We start from the raw sequence: 19,864 nt of genomic DNA, 5'->3' as shown, positions 1-19,864 counted from the left end.
AGTGGATCGAGGGCGCCCCGGAGACAAAAAGGCCTCCCGTGCACCCGGCAGAGCTCGCTTATCCTTGCTGCCTTCCGGCCCTGGGGAGGTTCACGAGATACCGCCGCACGGGAGGTGACGCCAAGCCTACCCGACCGCCGGTCGATCTTCAGGGGGTGGTGGGGTGACCCTGCCCATGGGGGCCTGTATCCTGGCTCGCGGAGGATTCGCCTAGAGGCCTAGGGCGCACGCTTGGAAAGCGTGTTGGGTTTACACCCTCACGAGTTCGAATCTCGTATCCTCCGCTCGCTTGAGCAGGAAAAACGACAGGGCCGGCCCCACGGGGACCGGCCCTGAGTCGTCTCTACGGTCGCTCTCGTCTCAGTTGTCGTCTCACTTGCCACGTTCCGGCCCGTCTGGCTGCTCGTGGCCGGACGGTGAACCCGGCCGGCGGGGGAACGACCGCGTCCGGGCTGAGTCGGGACGTCTACCCGGTCGACCACCCACGAAGCAGCGAAGAGGCATCGAACGCTCCGCGTCTGGGCGACATCTGACGACAACAGGCGGGGTTGTTGCCGAGCTAGCCGGCACCGGATGACAGCCGAGAGCAGCAGACGATGTGCCGCAACGGCGTTCGGGACGAAGAGACCGTCGGTGGGCAAGCTCTGGCGCGGGCGGGGTCACACGACTCCGGGATGGCGTTGCCGAACCGATCCGCTCCATGGGCGGTGGAGGCCAGGTGCCATCCCGTCAGCCATTGACCTAGGCAAGCCGAGCAGACCAAGGCCAGGGCGAAAGGCCGTACGTCCAGTAGGGCGCTCCGCCTTGTCACCCCGGGCGCTGCCCCTGGCCCGCTCCAGGACGGGAGGGCAGGCATCAGTGGATGGCCTTGCGGCCATCGTGGAGGATCAACGAATGATCACCGGTTCGCTGGCGTCGTCTGTTCCAGCTCATCAAAGACTGACCGAGACTGCGGCACTAGTCTCTGCCAAACCCGATTGGGGAGATGTTCCAGCTTGGGTGGGCGCCGGAGTCAGTGTGTTGGGAATGACGATCTCAGTCCTGGCGCTCATCTTCGCGGCTAAGGCAGCCCGGGCAGCTCAGGACGTATACAAGATTGAATCGGAGCGTGACCGGATCAGCGAGTTGGAGCGTAAGCAGCGCCACGAGGAGTCGTTGGCGCAGCAGGCGGCAAAAACGGTATGTTGGCTAGAAAGGACTACCACGGCCAATTTCGGCAGCCACAAAAACGTTCCACGGTTCGACGTTGTGATTAGAAACGCTTCCGATGTGCCGATCTATGACATGAGGGCCTACTACTGCATCCGGAATGAGAACGGAAAGGATGAAGGAGTATGGCAGTTCTCGGAGCCTGTTGTCGGTGCGGCTGCGACAGTCAAGTTCAGTGCCCATATAAAGCTGCTGATGATGGTCGGGCCAGATGCGGCGGAAAGGGGAAGGATTGCTATGGCTTTCCGAGATTCGGCCGGAATCTTCTGGTGGCGAGATGGATCCGGAAATCTCCAGCGAACTGAATCCCTCTACGTGCCGCCGGCTTCCCCGCTGAAGGAGAAGAAGGTGTACATCCAGACGTTCACTGGGCCTGCTGAGTGGACCGACGTAAAGAACGAATGGAAGTAGTTGACGTCGGCTGGTCAGCACCATCCATCGAGGACACCGATACCCTTCGCCCTCGTGTCAGCAAGACGCTACGTCATCCAAGCGGTACTCAGGCGGGCCGTCTAGCAGTAAAAGTAAGCGCGGACGCCTTACGCGGCGAGCTAGAGCGCTTCGTCCCGAACGCCGGTGCGGCGCAGTGTCTGCTGCGGTCGGTTGTCATGCCGTGCCGCTCAGCTCGGCCACCACGCCGCCTGCTGTCGTGACGTGTCGGCCACAGGCGGCACGTTCGATGCTTCCTCGCGGCGGGTCGCTCAGTCGGAGATGCCGCCCTGATCCCGCCGTGACTCCCAACTCCTTAGTAGACGTCCAGCTAGCTTGGCAGGTGTGGATCCCCACGGCATGACGTTGCGCCCGACATCGATACAGACCACGAGGGTGCCACCTGGCGAAGCTGACGAGCCGGAGAACTACCGGGTGCGGATGGTCGTGGAGTCGGTCGAGTGACAACCCATCCCGCAGCGGCCCCCGCCCGAGCGCCCCGGCCGAGCAGCCAAGTGAGCAGCCAAACCGGCGAGCTTGAGCGGACGACCACGAACCCGGACATCACCTCTGGCATGAGGGTGAGGCGGTAGGCCAGCGTCAGGCGACGGACTCGTAATGCGCAGGTCGGCAGTGCCGGCTGGGTGACGAAGCGAGTGATAACCGGCCCGACAACCACGAACTCCGAGTACGCCGATGGACTGCCGTCGCAGGTGGCGGTAGCCAGCTAGGCAGTCCCGCGCCCACGATTGTTCCTTTCGGGTCGAAGCGTAAGCCGGCCGGGGACCGGCATGTCATTCGCTGGATGGAACAGCACGGGGCCTCGGCCGGTTCGGCCGGGGCTCGTCGTCCTCAGGGCGGCTCAGGCCGCGCGCCACCTCAGCCTGCTGTCAGTGGCCGAGGTCTTACACACCATCAGCTTGCCGGTGCTGGTACGCCCGCGCGCGCCGGCCGGCTTGCAGAATGCGCCGGGGGTCACGCCGGTGCGGATCGACGGGGCGGTGGTATGGGGCGCGCTGGTGGTGCGCGTCGCCGTCGGCTTCGGCCGCGGGTTCGTCGTGGTCTTCGACGGCGTCGGCTTCGGCCGCGGGCTCGTCGTGGTCTTCGACGGTGTCGGCTTCGGGCTGGCCGAGGCGGGCGTTGGGGAGGCGGGGGCGGTCGCCCCGATGATCGCGTTGGCGCTCGCCGTCGGCATGTCGTCCTCGAGGGCGGAGCCGATCCCAATAATCGTGAACAGCAAGGCGAAAAGGCCGGCGTACCCGCCGAGGGTCTTCTTGTTTAGCCGGGCTCGTGCCGCCACCTGGGCAGGGATGAGCCGAGGCGGGAGTCGACGCTTCGGGTTCTTCACGGGCAGAGTGTGCCGGGCCAAGGCAAGTGCTCCCACTGGCCGATGCGGCCGAGCGTACTCGTCCTTACGGTCCGCCATCGGGTTGTGGCACAGGGATTACCGCGCAGGCAACGCCGCCCACCCCGAGGAAACGACAGCAGCCGACACCGGCCGACCCCGCCGACCACGCCGACCAGCTTCCTCAGTGCGGGGTCGAGCTAGAGCTGGGCCTGGTTGCCGTACAGCGCCGAAGTACAGCAACCCACTGCAACGTCCCAGCCCTAGATCGACCGACCGAGGCTCGTGACCTGCGAACCGGGCTGTCAGCAACCGTCTCGCCGGTAATCCATAGATCCAGGACTACGACCAGGAGCAGCTTCCCGCCTTGGGACATGTGGTACCAGCCGGACCGATTGTCGGTCGACTAGCCGAAAGATGATCGACCGCGCGGACGATGGCGTGACCAACGCGAATTGTGGACCATGGCGAGGCCGCGCGGCCTCTGCGTGGCAAGTCACGTAAGGAGTCCTGTTGTATCGTTCCCAGCTCGCCACAACCAGCGCCGTCGCTGCTCTGGCCCTCGCTCTGGCAGGCTGTGGCAACAGCCAGCCTCCAGCCGCTGCAGGGCCGGCGACGGTTGCGAGTGCCACGACGCCGGCCGCCCCCGTGAGCCCCAGCGAGAAGCCGGCGATGGGCGCCAAGGACGTGGTCGGGGCTCTCACCGCTGCTGGGCTTCCGCTGTCGAATACCGCCGAACAGGACGAGAACACTGATCCCAATGACAAGCTCGGTCGCCCTGGGCAGTACACCTCCCGTGCCTCAGCGGACGTGCCGGGAGGTGACAAGGACGCCGAGAAGTACGGCATCGACCGCGGCCTGGTGGTCGAGGTGTTCGCGACGGCAGGGGACGCCGACGCCCGATCGACGTACATCCAGGACGCCCTGAAGGGCGCTCAGATCCTCGGCACCGAGTACCACTATCGACCGGCGGACAGGCGGATCCTGGTGCGGCTGACCGGGAAGGTGAAACCGTCGCAGGCGAAGAAGTTCGAGGACGCAGTCGCAAAGTTGTGAGCGCAGCCGGCGGACAGGTCCAGCCGGTCTCCCGACGGGGATCGCACCTGCTCGCACCTCTCGCGGATCGACGGCAGCGGTAACTGACATCCCATGAGCGTCGAGGCCAAGCAGCGACGCCACCCTCGTGCCTTCGTCTCGCTTGTCGTCTCGTTCGTGACCGTGCGGGGGCGTAGACGAACGACTGGTCGAGTTCGCCTTGGTAGCGAACCGACCCGGTCAAGCGCGTACGGGGACGAGCAGACTTGGAAAGCGTGTTGGGTTTACACCCTCACGAGTTCGAATCTCGTATCCTCCGCCAGCTGATCAGCAGAAACGCCCGGCAGACCATAATCGGTCCGCCGGGCGTTGATCTTGTGGTCTCATCGACGTCGTGGCTGACTCGGCGTGGGAGTGGGACGAGACGTTGTACGCGGGCAGCGCCAGCCACTACAGCGTCGGGCGCATGCCCTACCCGCCCAGCCTCGCCGAGGCCGTCGGCAAGGAACTCGGACTCGACGGCACCGGCCGACTCCTGGATGTCGGCTGCGGACCCGGATCGGTGACGCTCCTGTTCGCGCCCCTGGTCGAGGCAGCAGTGGGAGTCGACGCCGACCAGGGCATGATCAACGAGGCGCGGCGCAGGGCCAACGAGGTCGGGGTCACCAACGTCGAGTGGCGGCACCTACGCGCCGAGGCTCTGCCGGCCGACCTGGGCACGTTCCGGGTGGCCACGTTCGCCCAGTCGTTCCACTGGATGGATCGGCCCCTCGTGACCCGTCGCGTCCGCGACATGCTCGCGCCGGGCGGGGCCTGGGTCCACGTCGGCGCCAACACGCACCAGGGCGTGACCGGGGACGACCTGCTGCCGTACCCCCGGCCTCCGTGGCAGCAGATCGACGACCTGGTCGCCAGCTACCTGGGACCGGTCCGCCGGGCCGGACAGGGGTGGCTGCCCTCCGGCACCCCCGGCGGGGAGGAGGAGATCATGCGGCAGGCCGGCTTCACCGGTCCCACCCGCATCACGGTCGACCAGGGAATGGTCGTGGAACGCGGTGTCGACGAGATCGCCTCCGCAGTGTTCTCGCTGTCCAGCTCGGCACCACACCTGTTCGCCGATCGACTCCCCGCCTTCGAGGCGGACCTGCGTCGCCTCCTGTCCGAAGCGGCGCGAGATGGTCGCTTTTCCGAGCGCAGACGAGGCATCGACGTCGTGATCTGGCGTCCCTGACATCCGTCACCCGCGGGCGCGAGCCCAGGAGATGAAGCGGTCGGTCAGCCGGGCCGGGTCCAGGCCGGCGAGCTGTTCGCCGGCCTCCGCCTGAAGCGTCGCCAGGTAGACCAGCAACGCCACCCGGTCGCGCCGGTACTCGGCGAGCAGCCGCAACTTGGCGGCCGAGCAGGGCCACGCGATGCCACACGACTGGCAACGCCAGGTGGGACGGGTCGGTAGATGATCCCGATGGCCGCGGGGCATTGGCCGGGCCTCCTTCGCGGTGGAAGGGGGCCACCCGGCCTCCGCGCCCGGGCGGCCCCCTGACTGACGCCGACCGCCGGACTCTTTCGCCTCCACCGGCCGCGCCGTCTTCTGCGGATCACCCTCGCGCGCGTCACCAGACAGATACACCGCGTAGCGATATGGTCAGCAGATATTCGAGACATCCGATGGAGGGGCCGTGAACGACGCGCTTCGGGTGGCGCTCAGCGACACCGGGCACACCACCGAATCCCTCGCCGAGACCGTCGGCGTCGACCCGAAGACCGTGGCGCGCTGGCTGAGCGAGGGCCGCATCCCGCATCCTCGGCACCGGTTCGCGGCAGCGGAAGCCCTCCATAAGGACGTGTCGGACATCTGGCCGGACACTTCAAGACGTCGGGACCCGATTTGGTTCCGTCCCTGGCAGGAAATCGAGCGCGAGGCGGTGTCATTGCGGTCCTACGAGTCAGTGGTGCTGCCGGGGCTGCTCCAGACCGAGGCGTACGCCCGCGCGGTGCTCAGTGGCGCGGGCCTGATCCCCCGGGGCGACATCGAGCGGCATCTCACGGCCCGGCTGGGCCGGCAGGGCCTGCTCAAGCGGGACGATCCGCCACAGTTCACGGCGGTGATCGATGAGGCCATCCTCCACCGGCCGGTGGGTGGTCGGTCGACCATGCGCGAGCAACTGCTGGCCGTGGTCGCGGCCTGCGCCGAGCCGCACGTCCGGGTGCACGTCGTGCCCGCCACCGTCGGCGCCTATGCCGGCCTCAATGGACCGTTCGTGATCGCCCACAGCCACGATCACCGGGTCGCTGGTTATCTGGACAACCAACTCCAGGGACATCTCGCTAGCGACCCGGAGGACATCGCGGCCATGATGGCGGCGTGGGAGAACGTGCGCGGCGAGGCGTTGTCCCACTGGCAGTCGGTCGATCTCATCACGGAAGTGGCGGAGACATGGAGCTGAACGGCGCCCGGTGGCGCAAGAGCAGCCGCAGCAGCGGCAACGGCGGCAACTGTGTCGAGGTCGCCGACAACCTGCCCGGCGTGGTCGGCGTGCGGGACTCGAAGGACCCGACCGGGCCGGCGCTGACCTTCACCCCGGCTGCCTGGCGCGCGTTCGTCACCCAGCTCGCTCCGCGGGCCTGACCGAGACCGGCTCGTCCGGTCGACTCGGCAGGACCGGCGGGGTGCGGAGGGCCCAGAGGGCCAGGGGAACGGCGGCGACTGCGGCGGTCAGCAGGATCAGGCGGTGGTCGACGAGTTCAAGCAGGCTCGCGCCGGCCAGCAGGGCCACGGTGGACGGACCGAAGGTCAGCGTGTTGACCGTGGACGCCACCCGGCCGACCAGCTCGCTCGGCGTCTCCCGCTGGACCGCCGTCCAGACGGTCACCAGCACCAGCGGCACACCGAGCCCCACCGCCAGCCCGCCGGCGACCACCAGCCCGACCGAGGTCGTGGCGCGCAGGGCCAGCCCTATGGCGAAGACGGCGACCGCCCCGGCCACCACCCTCCGGTCACCGAAGCGGCGCAGCAGCGATCCGGCGGCCAGGCCACCAATGAGCGACCCGACGCCCTGAACGGTGGCGAGCACGCCGTTGAACTCCGGCGGCCGGCCCAGACCGGCGTCCACCACGGCGTACGCGACGGCGCCGTTGAGCCCCATCAGCACCATGGTGAGCGCGGCGCAGCCGACGATGTGCCGCAGCGCGCGATGCCGGCGCAGGTGCCCCCACCCGTCGGAGAGCTGTCTCGTCCAGCGCTCGGGACGCCCGGGCGGCTGCTCCCGGACCCGCAGCGACCAGAAGACGAGCCCGGCCAGCACGAAGGTGGCCGCGTCCAGCAGCACCACGGGGTGCGCGCCGTACGCGGCGAACAGCCCCGCCCCGGCCAGCGGGGCGAGCAGCTTCATTCCCTCGTTGATCGTGGTCCGGAGCCCGTTGAAGTCGCCGAGCAGCGGTCCGGGAACCACCGCCGGTACCAGCGCGGCCTCGGCCGCGTCGGTCAGCACGAAGGTGATCCCGTACGCGGTCATCACCGCGAAGATCAACCAGACCCGGGTGGCCGAGTCGACCAGCAGCAGCACCGGCAGCAATCCCGCCATCACCGCGTGCAGGACGATCAGCAGCGGCCGGCGGCGGAACCGGTCGGCGAGCAGCCCGAGCAGCGGCCCGAGCAGGGTCGGCGCCCACACCCCCAGGGTCACCAGGGCAGCGAGGCTGCTCGACCCGCTCAGCTCCTTCACCCAGATGCCGGCCACCAGCAACATCGCCGCGGTGCCGAAGCCGGACACCAGCACCCCGCCGAGATAGCGGCCGGCGTCGCGATCGGTCAGCACCCTTGCCGTACCCCAGCTCATCGCACCTCCCCACCAGCGGCAGATTCTGCCCCAGCGGTGGCTGCGGCGGGTGCCCTCGCCGCTCGGACGGGTACGGCCCGGGGATCATCGCCGGGCCGGTTCGGAATCCGTCGTACACATGTTCTATCCACAGGCTGTGGACAGCGGCGGGTGTGTCAGGAGCCGTCGCGGAGATCGGCGAGACGTTCGGGCCGGAAGTGGATCTCGTCGAAGGTCGCGCTGCACCCGTCGCCGGTCGGTGACTGGCCCGCGAAGCCGATCCGGTCGCGGGACGTCTCGCCATCGAAACTGAACACGCGGATCAACTGCCAGGTCCTGCCGTCGAGTGAGGCGTGGTACGCGTAGACCCGGCCGATTCGCGAGACCCGCAGCCACACCGACCGGTCGGCCACCACGAAGGCGTTCGCGTCGTCGGCGACGCCCCGGCAGATGACGGACACGATCATGGGCTCACGCTCGGGTGAGAACTCGAAGCACAACTTGCCCCAGCACCGCTCGTCGCGCCAGACCAGGAGCACCCCGGCGTCGAAGGTCGAGGCGAAGGCCACGGTGACCCGGGCGCTGAACTGGAAGTCGCCCTCCGGCGGCAGGTCGCCGAGCAGCGTCGCCGCGTTGAGGACTGGCTCCGGGCTCGGCGCGGTGCTCTCGCCCGCGTTGACGAGGCCGCCACTCGGGTCGATGAAGAGGTCCGTGTGGGGCTGCGCCGACACCGTCACGGCGCCGGTCGCCTCATCGACCCGCCAGAGCCCCGCGGACGAGGGCGCGAGCGGAGACGGCATACCGGGGACGGTCAGTCGATCAGCCATGGCACAGGACCGTATAACGGGTACGGTCCGGGGATCGACGCCGGGCCGGCCGGAATCCGTCGTACACATGTTCTATCCACAGGCTGTGGACGGCGGAGGGTTCGATGGGTTACCAGCTCAGCGCGGTGGTCGCGGACGCGGAACTGCTCCGCGAGCAGACCGCCGAGCTGGATCACGCGGTCCTCGGCGAGCTGCGCCAGGACTTCGCGCTGCTGCCGGTCACCCCGCAGTTGGTGGTGGAGCTGACCGGGTCGCTGCCGGATTTCGCGGTGGACGACCGGAGTGCCGAGCGTCCGTTCGACCTGGTCCTGTCGCCGGCACTGGCAGAGCTGCTGGCCCGCTGGTCGCAGCCGGGGCCGGTCGCGTACCTGGAGGCGGAGTTCGGTGGCGGCGCCGGCTACCAGTCGGCGGCGGTGTGGCAGGGTGGCGCGCTGTCCTGGGGTCCATCGTTCGACGACGTGCTCGACGCGCCGCGCGAGGAGTGGCCGATCAACATGGCGCTGATCCGGCTCGGCGTCGAGCCGGGCACGTGGATCGACCCGTTCGCCGAGTTGGGGTTGCACCTGGAGCGGAACACCGACGGTTGGCTGGCGCACGGGCGCCGCCGGCTCAGCGCCGACTACTGGGATGAGCTGGTCGAGCAGTGGGAAAACCAGTAATCCGTCGACTGGCAGCAACCTGAACGCCTCGGTCCCGTTGGGGACTGGGGGATTCCATGAAATCGCGACAATTTGCGTTTATTGCCATGCTGCTGACGGCTGCCTCGATCGCCGGAAGCGGCGTGCCGCCAACCGGGCCGATCCCGGACGGCCGGCCCGCCGGCAGCGTGGAGATCATCGACCTGAACGGCCTGCGCAACATCGAGTTCGGTGACACCGAGGACGAGCTGACCCGCCGGGGCATCCTGCGTACCGACATGGAAGCCTGCGGGCCGGTGCTCGCCGGCCACGACACGGTCAGCCCGGTCTTCGCCGAGGACAAACTGGTGCTGCTCTGGGTCGGCGACCCGATGCGGACACCAGAGGGCATCACCGTGGGCTCACCGGTCGACCAGGTGTGGTCCCGCTATCCGTCGGTCACCCGGCTGCACGCTCCACAGGGGACGCACCGGTTCGACGGGCTGCTCGCCCGCAGCGGGGACCGCGCGTACCTCTTCCTGCACGACGGGCGCACCGTCCGGAAAACCATCGCCGGGTACGCCGACTGGGCCCGCCGCCTCTTCGACGAGGGAGCGGGCCCGTGCTGAACCGGATCCGGGGGTGCGGGCTTGCGTATGTCCCCTGTCGACGGTGGGAACGACGCACGCATCGGATGAGCGGACCGGTCCGGATGGGACCGGTCCGCTCAACCCGCCAGGCCAGCGACGGCGTCAGCCGCGCAACGACCGCCAGAAGTCGTACGAGTGGGCCGCCGCGAATTCCGTCGTACCGGAGCCACCGCCCCCGGCCAGCACCCGCACGTACGGCGATCCGCTGCGCAGTCGGGGCCAGTCCACCCGGCCCACCCGGGCGAAGTCACTCCAGGCCCGGACCATCTCGTCGGAGAGCCGCCGCTGGGTGGGCGTGAGCGCCTCGGCGTAGTCGACGGCGAACAGGTACGGCAGCTCCGCGCAGTGGTACGCCCCGGTGGGGAAGGTCGACTCGGGCCCGTCGGTGAAGAACGGCGCATCCTCGTCGGCGAACTCGTAGGCGTACGTCGGCACTCGACGGGCGAACTGCAGCGCGGCGGAGTAGACCGGCTCGGCGTAGTCGTGATCGGTGAGCACGGCAGCCAACGTCTCGCTGGCGACGTGCGCGTCGTCGCGGGGATAGCGGGCCAGCACGTCTCCCGCCCGGTCACCGAAGGCCGCCCCCACCTGCTCGCGGTACTGCTCGTCGGTCAGCGGGCACGACTCGGGCTGCTGCCCCGGCTCAGGCGGCGCCGGGCAGTTCATCCCACTGCGTTCCATCCCCCACACCAGGAGCGTGGACTCGTTGCGGTTCATCCCGGTCAACACCGGCACCGGGTGCAGTCGCCCGGTGGCCAGCGCGTCGGCCGGGTCCACCGGCAGCGTGCGGCCGTCGACGACCGGGCCGAGGTCGACACCCGCGCCCGGATAACCGGCCGCCTCGATCAGCCGGGCGGGGTCACGCCCGCGCAGGCAGGCGGCGACCGTACCCGGATCGGCGCAGCCGACCCCGCGCGCGAACTCCTCGGCCGCCTCGGCGGCCTCGGCCCGGGTCCGCACCGGGTTGGCGCACGAGTTGCTCTGCATGATCGCCCGGTGGAACAGGCCGGCGGTGGCCGGCGACGCAAGCTGTGCGCAGACGCTGGTCGCGCCGGCGGACTGGCCGAACAGGGTGACGTTGCCGGGGTCGCCGCCGAAGGCCGCCGCGTTGCGCCGCACCCACCGCAGCGCCGCCTGCTGGTCCTGGAGGCCGTAGTTGCCGACGGACCGGCCCGCGTCCGCCAACGCCGGATGCGCCAGGAAGCCGAGCGCACCGAGCCGGTAGTTCACCGTGACGACGATGACGTCACCGCCGGTCGCCAGGCGTTGCCCGCCGTACACGTCCCCCCTGCCGAACCGGAAGTCACCGCCGTGCAGCCACACCAGTACCGGTCGGGGCGTCCGAGCGGACGTGCGGGGCGTGGTGACGTTGAGGTAGAGGCAGTCCTCGGACTCCGAGGGCTCGTCCATCGGCAGCCCTTTGAGTTGGGCGCAGGCGTCACCCGGGCGGCTCGCGTCCCGGACGCCGGTCCACACCGGACCCGGTTGCGGCGGGGCCCAGCGCAGCGCGCCCAGCGGCGGGCGGGCGTACGGGATGCCCTGGAAAGAGCGGTGGTCCGCCGCGACGGTCCCGCGGACCGCGCCCTGGTCGGTCCGCACGACGGCCGCACTCCGGCCAGTGGCCGCCGAGGCGCCCGGGGCGGCGGCCACCGTCGGAGCGAGCAGCGGCACGGCACCCAGCGCGGCGACCCACCGGGCCACCCGGGACCGGACCCGGCGGGTGGGCCGCCGCCGCACAGAACCCGATCCGGGGTACGGGATGCTGGTCATGGTTCCCCCATTCGTCGAAGCCGGTACGGCGTACGCACCGTGATGCGGCGAGCATGCCGACCCGGCAACCAGTCGGCCAGAGGGCTCTAGTACGCCAAGCCACCGCGATGGACGACCACCGACGTGAAGACGTGGCGACCATCGGGGGCGGCGACCGGCGCTCTAGTGCGCTACGGTCACACCTCGACCGGCGGGAGGGTGACCGTGACGGAGATCGACGAGTCGACACCCCCGTATCTGCGCATCGTCGGGGAGCTGCGGCGGCGCATCGCGGCGGGCGAGCTCGGCCCCGGCGACCGGCTGCCGTCCACCCGACAGATCGTCCGCGAGTGGGGGGTCGCCATGGCGACCGCCAGCCGGGCCCTCACCGCGCTCCGACAGGAGAACCTGGTTCGGGCGCTGCCCGGCGTGGGCATGGTGGTGACCGGCCCGGAGCCGCCGCCGGCCGTTCGGGGCGCCCGCGCCGACACCCGGCGGGGTACCGCCCGAGGGGTGACCCGCGACCAGGTGGTGCGGACCGCCACCGAGATCGCCGACGCCGAGGGGTTGCCGGCGCTGAGCATGCGGCGCATCGCGACCGAGTTGGACGTGCCGACCATGTCGCTGTACCGGCAGGTCCGCGGCAAGGAGCAGCTTCTGCTGCTGATGGCCGACGCGGCCTTCGCCACCCACCGGCTGCCCCGCACGTTCCCTCCGGGCTGGCGGGACCAGTTGGAGCTGCTGTGCCGGCTCCAGTGGTCGATGTACCGGCGGCATCCCTGGCTGGCCCAGGTCGTCTCGCTGACCCGCCCGCTGATGGCGCCGCACGCCGTCGCGCACACCGAATGGGCCCTGCGCGCCCTCGCCGGGCACGGCCTGGACCAACACACCCAGCTCCACCTGGCGGCCGCCCTGGCCAACCACGTCCGCGGCACCGCGGTGAACCTGGAGCGGGAGGCTGAGGCGGAGCAGGACACCGGCCTCACCGACGACGAGTGGATGGTGGCCCAGGCCGACGTGTTGACCGGGCTGCTCGCGGCGGGTGAGTTCCCCCACCTGGCCCGGCTCGCCCGGTCACCGGTCGACCTCAATGTCGACAGCCTGTTCGAGTTCGGCCTCCAACGGCTGCTCGACGGGGTGGCGGAGCTGCTCAGCCGGTGAACGCCCGGCCAGGTGCGCGCGTTGTCACAACCTCGGGCGGGCGACGACCTGCACGGTCACGGACCGGCTCGAGCCCAGGTGCGCGGCGTCGCCGGGGAAGGTGACGGTGTAGGTGTTCGCCCCGGTCGCCCGCGGTATGTCGGAGACGAAGAACGCCCCGGTCTCGGTGGTGCTGACGTTGGGCAGGACGTGGGTGCCGTTCTGGTCCTGCCGCACCACCTGCAGCTGCCATGGCGCCGACACGGGGGCATCGGTGAACGCCAGACTGCCGGTGACCAGGACCTTCCCCCCGCGTCCGACCGTCGGCGGCGCGGAGAGCGTGAGCGAGGATCGCGGCAGGAGAAGGTCCGTCATCAGACGCAGGGTCAGGTACTGCCCGCCCGGCTCACGGGTGACGGCGTAGAGAGTCCTGCTGTCAGCACTGACCGCGAGGCCCTGCCGCACGAGGTAGGTGTCCTGGGGGAAGTCGTACCGCTGCAGCAAGGTCCCGTCGGGCCGCTCGACGTGGATGCTCGACGTCCTCTCCCAATCTGATCCGTTGCTGGAACCAACGACGACGAGGGCACCATTCGGGGACGTCGTCACGGCGTTGGGGTACGACGCGGACGGGAACACGCCGGCTGGCGAGAAGTCCGTCGTCGAGAAGGCAACGTGATGCGTCGCGATCACCGACCGGTTCTCCAGGAGACCACAGGCCAGGATCGCCGTGCTCGCGTCGACCGTCAGCGCGGCGTCCCCGAGGCCCCCGCAGGTGTCCCACGGCAGAGCCGCCGTGATCGACGGCGTTCCGGAGGAGACGTCGAACAGGGTCGCTCTGCTTGAGTAGGAGTTCGCGATGCCGGATTGGTTCACCGCGAGCAGGAGATTCGGTTTGGCCGGGCTGCTCCGGAGCAACGGAGGGTAGGCGAAGACGTCGCCGAGCGGCAGATCCAAGGCCAGGACCGGCGTCTCGCCGCGCACGTCGAGCGAGCCCAGCTTGCCCTTTCCGAACGTGCATCCGTAGCCGAAGTAGAGCTTCCCCCCGGCCGGCGCCAACCAGGTGGGACAGGTGCTGGCTCCGATGTTGTAGCGACGGATCTCGGTCCGCGTCGTGGTGTCGATCGCGGCGATGGCACCCGCCTCGATGAGGGCTACGTGCAGCGTCGAACCGTCCGGGCTCAGCGCCATGCCGCTGGCGTCCGGCAGGTCCGGGATTGTCGCCTGCGACCCGCCCGACAGGTTCGTCACCCGCACGCCCGACCCCCCGCGCCCGGGGCTGAAGAACAGCTGGCTGCGCGCCGAGTCGACGACCATCTGCGCGTACGTCTCGATGCCGAGCCCGACCGCGCTGTCCGCGTGCGCCACGCCGGGACTCAGCGACGGTACGACGACGAATGTGGCGCCGATCGCCGCGACCATGAGACGTGCGATCTGCTTGACGCGCACGTTTCCACCTCCCCCAACCCGATGACCAAGATCCATGTGTCGGGCAAGCTTAGGGGTAGCTGGCACGGTCCGTGCACTCAGTTCGCGAGTACGGCGACGGTAGCGCGCGACGGATGTCCTGCGGCCCAGCTCACGCCACTTCGGTGGCGTGCTCAGGCAGCCGCGCCCCGGACGCGGCGGCAAAACCGGCGAGCGCGATCTGCGCCGCCTGTTGCAGGTCGCCTCGGGTGACCCCGGCGGCGGCGTGGACCGACTGACCTTCGGTGACGATCATGACGAAGCGGGCGAGTGCGGCCGGGTCGGCGTGGGCGGGTAGGTCGCCGTCGGCGACGGCCCGGGTGAACCGGTCGGCGAGCGCGCGTTCACCGGCCAGGCGGCTGGCGGCGAGGAACCCGGCGACCGGTGTGTTCTCGGTGGAGCAGGCGGTGCCGCCCTGGATCGACAGGCAACCGGCCGGACGGTCGGGGCGGGTCACGGCGAGCACGTTGTCGCGCAGCAGGGCGGCGACGACCTGGTACGCGCTGGGTTGGGCGAGGGCGTTGCGCGCGTACTCCATGTCCTGTTCGGCGTAGCGGGCCACGGCCTTGCGGAACAACTCCTCCTTACTGCCGTAGGCGGCGTAGAGGCTGGGCTTGTTGATGCCCATGGCGGCGGTGAGGTCGCTCACCGACGCGCCCTCGTACCCCTGTCGCCAGAACACCTCCGTCGCGCGCTCCAGCGCCTCATCGGGGTCGAAACCCCGTGGTCGTCCTCGCTGCGGCACACCCACCACCTCCGCATCCATGTTACCCGTGGCCCAACCGATCGGTACAGAAATTTGCGGACCGGGTCGGCGGTTGCTACCGTCAGATGCGTACCGATCGGTACAGAATTATTGGAGGATGGTGTGGCGACTCGACTCAACACCCCGCTGCCTGCGGTCGGGCTCTGGAGCATGGAGCTGCGCGGCGCCGCAGATCCGGCCGTCCGGGACGCGGCGACCGAGCTCGACGAGCGGGGCTTCCGGGCCCTGTGGGTGCCCGGCCTCGACGGCGGCGGGGCCGTCGACGACGTCGAGCACCTGCTGGGGGCCGCGCCGCACACCACGGTCGCGCTGGGTGTGCTGGCGATCTGGGGCCAGGACCCGGTGGTTCTGGGTGACCGGTTGGCCGCGCTGGACGCCGGGCACGGGCCTCGGACGGTTCTCGGCTTCGGGGTGAGCAACGCCCACTCCGCCGCCCGGGCGGGGCAGGACTACGGCCGGCCGCTGGAGTCGATGGGCCGCTGGCTGGACGCCCTCGACGCCGCGCCCCGGCCGGTTCCCGCCGACCGGCGCATCCTCGGCGCGCTCGGGCCGAGGATGGCGGACCTGGCAGCCGCCCGAACGGCCGGTTGGACCCCGAGCTACACCGCGGCGCAGCGCGAACGCGTCGGGGCGCAGCCGCTGGTCGCGCCGCACCTCGCTGTCGTCCTCGACGAGGACCCGGACCGGGCCCGTGCCGCCGCTCGGGCGGGGATCGGGATGTTCATCGGCTTTCCGGCGTACCGGGCCAACCTGGCACGCCTGGGGTTCACCGACGACGACCTCGTCCCCGGCGGCAGTGACCGCCTGATCGACGCCCTCGTCGCCTGGGGCGACCTGGACGCGGTGGCCACGCGCATCCGGGAGCACCTGGACGCGGGCGCGGACCACGTCGCCCTCCACGTGCTGCGGCCCGACGTTCCGGATCGGCCGGCGCTGCCCCTGCCGCAGTGGCGCGACCTGGCCACGCTCCTGCCGACCTTCGCCTCCACCCCCGCAACCCACTGACCACCCGCCGGCACAACAGCCGGCAGGACAACCGCACCGCAAACAGTAGGAGACCAATCGTGGGACAGCTTGACGGCAAGACCGCCCTCGTCACCGGGGGCACCACCGGCATCGGCCTGGCCGCCGCCCGCCGCTTCGCCGCCGAAGGCGCGTACGTCTTCGTCACCGGACGGCGCCAGGGCCTGCTGGACGAGGCCGTGGCGAGCATCGGCGCCAACGCCGCCGGTGTCGCCAGCGACGTGAGCAACCTCGACGACCTGGACCGGGTGATGCAGGCGATCCAGGCCCGGGGCGCGGGGCTGGACGTGGTGTTCGCGAACGCCGGCGGCGGGGAGTTCCTCCCGCTGGGCTCGATCACGGTCGAGCACTTCGCAAGCACCTTCGACAGCAACGTCCGCGGCACCCTGTTCACCGTGCAGAAGGCACTGCCCCTGCTCAACGAGGGCGCCTCGGTCGTGCTGTCCGGCTCGACGGCCGCGGTCAACGGCACCCCGGCGTTCAGCGTCTACGCCGCGTCCAAGGCCGCGATCCGCTCGTTCGGCCGCACCTGGGCCGCCGAGCTGGTCGGCCGGAACATCCGGGTCAACACCCTGATCCCCGGCCCGACCGAGACCCCGGGCGTCGCCGGCCTCGCGCCCAGCCCGGAGGAGGCCCCCGGGTTGCTGCAGGCCATCGCCTCGGGCGTGCCCATGCGCCGGATGGCCCAACCGGACGAGATCGCCAACGCCGCGCTCTTCCTCGCCTCCGACCAGAGCAGCTACATGACCGGCGGCGAGATGTTCGTCGACGGCGGCCAGCAGCAGCTCTGACGCAGAACGCCCGTCATTCAGGCTGTGCCGACCTGCCCATCCCGATCGCCCTCACCACTTCAGCGGGCTGCTTTGGGGACGGCCGTCAAATGCGGAACGCCCGGTTGATCCTCGCGGATCGACCGGGCGTTTTCGCACTTAGGAGCGGTGGCGGAGGGATTTGAACCCTCGGAGGGCGTTAACCCTCACACGCTTTCGAGGCGTGCTCCTTAGGCCGCTCGGACACGCCACCGCCGACGAGGGTACAGGACCGTAGGTTCCGACGCCGAACCGGTATCGCCCGAGTCGGCCTGGCAGGATCTTTGCCATGAGTACGCACATCGGCGCGAAGCCGGGCGAGATCGCCGAGCGGGTCCTGATGCCGGGTGACCCGCTGCGGGCCAAATGGATCGCGGAGACCTACCTCGAGGGCGCGACCTGCTACTCGACGGTCCGGGGCATGTTGGGCTTCACCGGCCGCTGGAACGGCGTCGAGGTCTCCGTCCAGGGCTCCGGCATGGGCATGCCGTCGGCCTCCATCTACGCCCACGAACTGATCAACGAGTACGGCGTGAAGACGCTGATCCGGGTCGGCTCCTGCGGTGCCCTCAGCACCGACCTCCAGCTGCGCGACGTGGTCGCCGCGATCGGGTCGTCCACCGACTCGAACATGAACCGGATGCGCTTCGACGGGTTGATCGACTACGCGCCGGTGGCCGACTTCGGGCTGCTGCGTACCTCGGTCGAGGTGGCCGAGCGGCGCGGCATCACCATGCACGTCGGGCCGATCCTGGCCGCGGACGCCTTCTACACCGACCGGCCGGACCTCTACGACACCCTCGCCGACTACGGCGTGCTGGCGGTGGAGATGGAGTCTGCGGCGCTCTACACGATCGCTGCCCGGTTCAAGGCCCGCGCGCTGACCGTGCTGACCGTCAGCGACCACATCAAGACCGGCGAGAAGACCACCTCCGAGGAGCGTGAGCAGACCTTCAGCCAGATGGTCGAGATCGCCCTCGACACCATCATCGCCTGACCCTTCGTCGTACGCCGCCGCCCCGCCGTCCATCCAGACGGCGGGGCGGCGTGGTGTTGGGGCGGGGTGACGATGGTCACCCAAAAAAACAATACGACCGGTCGTGCTGGTTCGTTACGGTATCCGCATGACCGTCGACGGACGCCTCGCCCGGGGCGAACGCACCCGGAACGCCGCGCTGGACGCGGCCGTGGCGCTCGCCACCCAGGCCGGCCTGGACGGGCTCAGCCTCGCCCAGCTCGCCGACACGCTCGGGGTGAGCAAGTCGGGCCTCTTCGCGCACTGGCGGTCGAAGGAGGCGCTACAGCTCGCGGCGATCGACCGCGCCGTGACGCTCTGGCAGGAGCGGGTCGTCGCGCCGGCGCACCTCGCCCCGCGGGGCGTACGGCGGCTCCGCGCCCTGCACGACGCGCGGCTCGACTTCTACGCCACCCGGGTGCTGCCCGGTGGCTGCTTCTTCGCCAACACCCAGTTCGAGTTCAACGCCCGCCCCGGCCCGGTCCGAGACCGGCTCGCCGAGACGCACAGCCAGTGGACCGCATACCTCGAACGCCTCGTCCAGCAGGCGGTCGACGCCGGCGAACTCCCCGCCGACTTGGACGTCCCGCAGCTGGCGTACGAAATCGACGCGCTCGGGATGGCAGCCGCGATGAAATCCCGGCTGCTCGACCCGGACGCCACCTACCGGCACGCCCGCGCCGGCCTGCTGGACCGCCTGCGGGCGCTCTGCCCCCGACCGACCCTGTTAACGGAAGGCCCCTCATGACCAACGCCGTCGCCGACCAGCCCACCGTCCAGTTCGGGCACGTCGAGCACGTCACGGTGCACTTCGACGACCTCGACGCGATGGGCATCCTGCACAACGCGCGGTACGCGGTGCTGCTGGAACGGGCCCTGACTCCGTACTGGACCGAGCGAGGGCTGGCCTACCGGGGCAGCGCCACCCCGCCTGACTTGTTCCACGCGGTCCGCGAGTTCACCATCACCTATCGGACGCCGATCGCCGCCACCGGCCCGGTGGCGGTTCACTTCTGGCTCGAACACTTCGGCACCAGCAGCGCCGAGTACGCCTACCAGTTCCGCTCTGTCGACGGCGACACGGTGCACGCCGAGGGACGGCGGGCGATCGTCCGCCTCGACCCGGCGACGCTGCGGCCCACGCCGTGGACCGAGGCTGCCCGGGCGGTGGCCACCACCCTGCTCCGCCCCACCGCCTGACGCGCTCCGGCAACGCCTTCGGGCGCGTCTGTCGTCGTGGCAACAACAGACGCACCCGAAGGAACCGCCGGCCCGGGCCGGCGAGACTCAGCCCAGCGCCTCGGTGGGGGCGAGCCGGGCGGCACGGACGGCCGGGTACAGGCCGGCCAGACCGCCGATTAGCAGGGTCGCCCCGACGCCGCCGGCCATCGCCCAGACCGGCACCACGGTCGGCCACTGCCGCCAGAGGGCGTAGCCAGCGGTGACCAGGATGCCGAGCAGCACCCCGGCCTGAGTCTGCCCGGCGGGTCAGCGGAAGAAGGCGCGCAGGACGGCCGCGGTCTCGGCCTCCAGCACACCGCCGTAGACCTCCGGGCGGTGGTTGAGGCGACGGTCGCGCAGCACGTCCCAGAGCGAACCGGCCGCGCCGGTCTTCGGCTCCCAGGCGCCGAAGACGACGGTGGAGACCCGGGCCAGCACCAGCGCCCCCGCACACATGGTGCACGGCTCCAGGGTGACCACCAGGGTGCAGTCGTCCAGCCGCCACCGGCCGGCCCGCTCGGCACCCCGGCGCAGCGCCAGCACCTCGGCATGCGCGGTGGGGTCGCCGGTCAGCTCCCGCTCGTTGCGCCCGATCGCCAACTCGGTCCCGTCCGGGCCGTAGAGCACCGCGCCCACCGGCACATCGTCCACGTCGACGGCACCCGCGTCGTCGACGGCCGGACCGGTGACAGCGACCTCCAGGGCACGGCGCATCCACAGCTCGTGCCGCTGGCGCCGGCCGACCTCGCC

At 70.2% G+C, this 19,864-nt stretch carries 21 protein-coding genes, 2 tRNA genes, 1 other RNA gene and 1 pseudogene; 14 read left to right on the top strand and 11 right to left on the bottom strand.

Annotated elements, in window-relative coordinates; translation table 11 throughout:
• Nucleotides 1-27: 27 nt before the first annotated feature.
• Nucleotides 28-117, bottom strand: an RNA gene (gene ffs, locus OG990_RS30945) — signal recognition particle sRNA small type.
• Nucleotides 118-199: 82 nt separating this feature from the next.
• Between ffs and OG990_RS30940 the strand changes: the two genes are divergently transcribed.
• Both OG990_RS30940 and OG990_RS30935 read left to right on the top strand, forming a co-directional pair.
• Nucleotides 200-284: transfer RNA gene (locus tag OG990_RS30940), tRNA-Ser, on the top strand.
• A 610-nt stretch (nucleotides 285-894) separates the two neighbouring features.
• Nucleotides 895-1,620, top strand: a complete 726-nt coding sequence (locus OG990_RS30935; protein ID WP_406078003.1) for a hypothetical protein — start codon at nucleotides 895-897, stop codon at nucleotides 1,618-1,620.
• An 880-nt stretch (nucleotides 1,621-2,500) separates the two neighbouring features.
• Here the strand turns inward: OG990_RS30935 and OG990_RS30930 are convergent.
• Entirely contained in the window at nucleotides 2,501-2,986 is a 486-nt protein-coding gene (locus tag OG990_RS30930) for a hypothetical protein (RefSeq protein ID WP_406078002.1), read from the bottom strand.
• A 669-nt stretch (nucleotides 2,987-3,655) separates the two neighbouring features.
• Here OG990_RS30930 and OG990_RS30925 point away from each other — a divergent pair.
• Nucleotides 3,656-4,039: a hypothetical protein gene (locus tag OG990_RS30925; protein WP_334493201.1), complete on the top strand. Its 384-nt coding sequence runs from the start codon at nucleotides 3,656-3,658 to the stop codon at nucleotides 4,037-4,039.
• Nucleotides 4,040-4,412: 373 nt separating this feature from the next.
• Nucleotides 4,413-5,249: a class I SAM-dependent methyltransferase gene (locus OG990_RS30920; RefSeq protein ID WP_406078001.1), complete on the top strand. Its 837-nt coding sequence runs from the start codon at nucleotides 4,413-4,415 to the stop codon at nucleotides 5,247-5,249.
• A 6-nt stretch (nucleotides 5,250-5,255) separates the two neighbouring features.
• Here OG990_RS30920 and OG990_RS30915 read toward each other — a convergent pair whose 3' ends face one another.
• Entirely contained in the window at nucleotides 5,256-5,495 is a 240-nt protein-coding gene (locus OG990_RS30915) for a flavin reductase (protein WP_406078000.1), read from the bottom strand.
• Between the two features lie 199 nt (nucleotides 5,496-5,694).
• Here OG990_RS30915 and OG990_RS30910 point away from each other — a divergent pair, with 199 nt between their 5' ends.
• Together OG990_RS30910 and OG990_RS30905 are read left to right on the top strand one after the other, a co-directional pair.
• On the top strand, nucleotides 5,695-6,462 hold the full coding sequence (locus tag OG990_RS30910; RefSeq protein WP_328421393.1) for a helix-turn-helix transcriptional regulator: 768 nt from the start codon (nucleotides 5,695-5,697) through the stop codon (nucleotides 6,460-6,462).
• Nucleotides 6,453-6,644: a DUF397 domain-containing protein gene (locus OG990_RS30905; RefSeq protein ID WP_355610817.1), complete on the top strand. Its 192-nt coding sequence runs from the start codon at nucleotides 6,453-6,455 to the stop codon at nucleotides 6,642-6,644. Before OG990_RS30910 ends, OG990_RS30905 begins: the two co-directional genes overlap by 10 nt.
• On the opposite strand, the gene OG990_RS30900 is transcribed toward OG990_RS30905, so the two are convergent.
• Nucleotides 6,619-7,854: an MFS transporter gene (locus OG990_RS30900; protein WP_406077999.1), complete on the bottom strand. Its 1,236-nt coding sequence runs from the start codon at nucleotides 7,852-7,854 to the stop codon at nucleotides 6,619-6,621. The two genes, OG990_RS30905 and OG990_RS30900, sit on opposite strands and share 26 nt — an antisense overlap.
• 155 nt (nucleotides 7,855-8,009) lie before the next feature.
• On the bottom strand, nucleotides 8,010-8,660 hold the full coding sequence (locus OG990_RS30895) for a DUF1349 domain-containing protein (RefSeq protein ID WP_406077998.1): 651 nt from the start codon (nucleotides 8,658-8,660) through the stop codon (nucleotides 8,010-8,012).
• 104 nt (nucleotides 8,661-8,764) lie between these two features.
• On the opposite strand from OG990_RS30895, the gene OG990_RS30890 reads away from it, so the two are divergent.
• Entirely contained in the window at nucleotides 8,765-9,319 is a 555-nt protein-coding gene (locus tag OG990_RS30890; protein ID WP_406077997.1) for a hypothetical protein, read from the top strand.
• A gap of 92 nt (nucleotides 9,320-9,411) precedes the next feature.
• Nucleotides 9,412-9,906 (top strand): hypothetical protein, encoded by a 495-nt coding sequence (locus OG990_RS30885; protein WP_406081953.1) that lies wholly within the window; start codon nucleotides 9,412-9,414, stop codon nucleotides 9,904-9,906.
• A gap of 123 nt (nucleotides 9,907-10,029) precedes the next feature.
• Here OG990_RS30885 and OG990_RS30880 read toward each other — a convergent pair whose 3' ends face one another.
• Nucleotides 10,030-11,697, bottom strand: a complete 1,668-nt coding sequence (locus tag OG990_RS30880) for a carboxylesterase/lipase family protein (RefSeq protein WP_406077996.1) — start codon at nucleotides 11,695-11,697, stop codon at nucleotides 10,030-10,032.
• A 204-nt stretch (nucleotides 11,698-11,901) separates the two neighbouring features.
• Between OG990_RS30880 and OG990_RS30875 the strand changes: the two genes are divergently transcribed.
• Nucleotides 11,902-12,837, top strand: coding sequence for a TetR/AcrR family transcriptional regulator C-terminal domain-containing protein (locus OG990_RS30875; protein WP_406077995.1), 936 nt, complete (start codon nucleotides 11,902-11,904; stop codon nucleotides 12,835-12,837).
• A gap of 24 nt (nucleotides 12,838-12,861) precedes the next feature.
• On the opposite strand, the gene OG990_RS30870 is transcribed toward OG990_RS30875, so the two are convergent.
• Nucleotides 12,862-14,445, bottom strand: coding sequence for a YncE family protein (locus tag OG990_RS30870; protein WP_406077994.1), 1,584 nt, complete (start codon nucleotides 14,443-14,445; stop codon nucleotides 12,862-12,864).
• A complete protein-coding gene (locus OG990_RS30865) occupies nucleotides 14,393-15,025 on the bottom strand; it encodes a TetR/AcrR family transcriptional regulator (protein WP_328421410.1) in 633 nt (210 codons plus the stop codon). The genes OG990_RS30870 and OG990_RS30865 overlap by 53 nt, the downstream gene beginning before the upstream one ends.
• 123 nt (nucleotides 15,026-15,148) lie before the next feature.
• On the opposite strand from OG990_RS30865, the gene OG990_RS30860 reads away from it, so the two are divergent.
• Together OG990_RS30860 and OG990_RS30855 are read left to right on the top strand one after the other, a co-directional pair.
• A complete protein-coding gene (locus OG990_RS30860) occupies nucleotides 15,149-16,051 on the top strand; it encodes a TIGR03620 family F420-dependent LLM class oxidoreductase (protein ID WP_406077992.1) in 903 nt (300 codons plus the stop codon).
• Between the two features lie 59 nt (nucleotides 16,052-16,110).
• Nucleotides 16,111-16,860, top strand: coding sequence for an SDR family oxidoreductase (locus tag OG990_RS30855; RefSeq protein WP_406077991.1), 750 nt, complete (start codon nucleotides 16,111-16,113; stop codon nucleotides 16,858-16,860).
• A 145-nt stretch (nucleotides 16,861-17,005) separates the two neighbouring features.
• Here the strand turns inward: OG990_RS30855 and OG990_RS30850 are convergent.
• Nucleotides 17,006-17,092, bottom strand: a tRNA-Ser gene (locus tag OG990_RS30850).
• Between the two features lie 75 nt (nucleotides 17,093-17,167).
• On the opposite strand from OG990_RS30850, the gene deoD reads away from it, so the two are divergent.
• The 3 genes from deoD (at nucleotide 17,168) to OG990_RS30835 (ending at nucleotide 19,093) form a co-directional block, all read left to right on the top strand.
• Nucleotides 17,168-17,875 carry a purine-nucleoside phosphorylase gene (gene deoD, locus OG990_RS30845; RefSeq protein ID WP_074315244.1) on the top strand — a complete coding sequence of 236 codons (708 nt, stop codon included), beginning with the start codon at nucleotides 17,168-17,170 and terminating at the stop codon, nucleotides 17,873-17,875.
• A 127-nt stretch (nucleotides 17,876-18,002) separates the two neighbouring features.
• Nucleotides 18,003-18,641, top strand: coding sequence for a TetR family transcriptional regulator C-terminal domain-containing protein (locus OG990_RS30840; RefSeq protein WP_406077990.1), 639 nt, complete (start codon nucleotides 18,003-18,005; stop codon nucleotides 18,639-18,641).
• Nucleotides 18,638-19,093 (top strand): acyl-CoA thioesterase, encoded by a 456-nt coding sequence (locus tag OG990_RS30835; protein WP_406077989.1) that lies wholly within the window; start codon nucleotides 18,638-18,640, stop codon nucleotides 19,091-19,093. Before OG990_RS30840 ends, OG990_RS30835 begins: the two co-directional genes overlap by 4 nt.
• 87 nt (nucleotides 19,094-19,180) lie before the next feature.
• Here OG990_RS30835 and OG990_RS30830 read toward each other — a convergent pair.
• Both OG990_RS30830 and OG990_RS30825 read right to left on the bottom strand, forming a co-directional pair.
• Nucleotides 19,181-19,360: pseudogene (locus OG990_RS30830) on the bottom strand (ABC transporter permease); the annotation flags it as partial.
• Between the two features lie 21 nt (nucleotides 19,361-19,381).
• Nucleotides 19,382-19,828 carry a nucleoside deaminase gene (locus OG990_RS30825; RefSeq protein WP_328426144.1) on the bottom strand — a complete coding sequence of 149 codons (447 nt, stop codon included), beginning with the start codon at nucleotides 19,826-19,828 and terminating at the stop codon, nucleotides 19,382-19,384.
• Nucleotides 19,829-19,864 lie beyond the last annotated feature (36 nt).

The organism is Micromonospora sp. NBC_00858 (assembly GCF_045207365.1).
Classification (GTDB): Bacteria; Actinomycetota; Actinomycetes; order Mycobacteriales; family Micromonosporaceae; genus Micromonospora.
The sequence above is the reverse complement of the archived record's forward strand: the minus strand, read 5'-3'. Positions and strand labels throughout refer to the sequence as shown.

Bases quoted from the DNA above. Each gene is read 5' to 3' on its own strand.
- OG990_RS30925 (WP_334493201.1), top strand. From the start codon at position 3,656: ATGGGCGCCAAGGACGTGGTCGGGGCTCTCACCGCTGCTGGGCTTCCG.
- OG990_RS30895 (WP_406077998.1), bottom strand. From the start codon at position 8,660: ATGGCTGATCGACTGACCGTCCCCGGTATGCCGTCTCCGCTCGCGCCC.
- OG990_RS30880 (WP_406077996.1), bottom strand. From the start codon at position 11,697: ATGACCAGCATCCCGTACCCCGGATCGGGTTCTGTGCGGCGGCGGCCC.
- OG990_RS30915 (WP_406078000.1), bottom strand. From the start codon at position 5,495: ATGCCCCGCGGCCATCGGGATCATCTACCGACCCGTCCCACCTGGCGT.
- OG990_RS30935 (WP_406078003.1), top strand. From the start codon at position 895: ATGATCACCGGTTCGCTGGCGTCGTCTGTTCCAGCTCATCAAAGACTG.
- OG990_RS30825 (WP_328426144.1), bottom strand. From the start codon at position 19,828: ATGCGCCGTGCCCTGGAGGTCGCTGTCACCGGTCCGGCCGTCGACGAC.
- OG990_RS30905 (WP_355610817.1), top strand. From the start codon at position 6,453: ATGGAGCTGAACGGCGCCCGGTGGCGCAAGAGCAGCCGCAGCAGCGGC.
- deoD (WP_074315244.1), top strand. From the start codon at position 17,168: ATGAGTACGCACATCGGCGCGAAGCCGGGCGAGATCGCCGAGCGGGTC.
- OG990_RS30900 (WP_406077999.1), bottom strand. From the start codon at position 7,854: ATGAGCTGGGGTACGGCAAGGGTGCTGACCGATCGCGACGCCGGCCGC.
- OG990_RS30835 (WP_406077989.1), top strand. From the start codon at position 18,638: ATGACCAACGCCGTCGCCGACCAGCCCACCGTCCAGTTCGGGCACGTC.
- OG990_RS30890 (WP_406077997.1), top strand. From the start codon at position 8,765: ATGGGTTACCAGCTCAGCGCGGTGGTCGCGGACGCGGAACTGCTCCGC.
- OG990_RS30840 (WP_406077990.1), top strand. From the start codon at position 18,003: ATGACCGTCGACGGACGCCTCGCCCGGGGCGAACGCACCCGGAACGCC.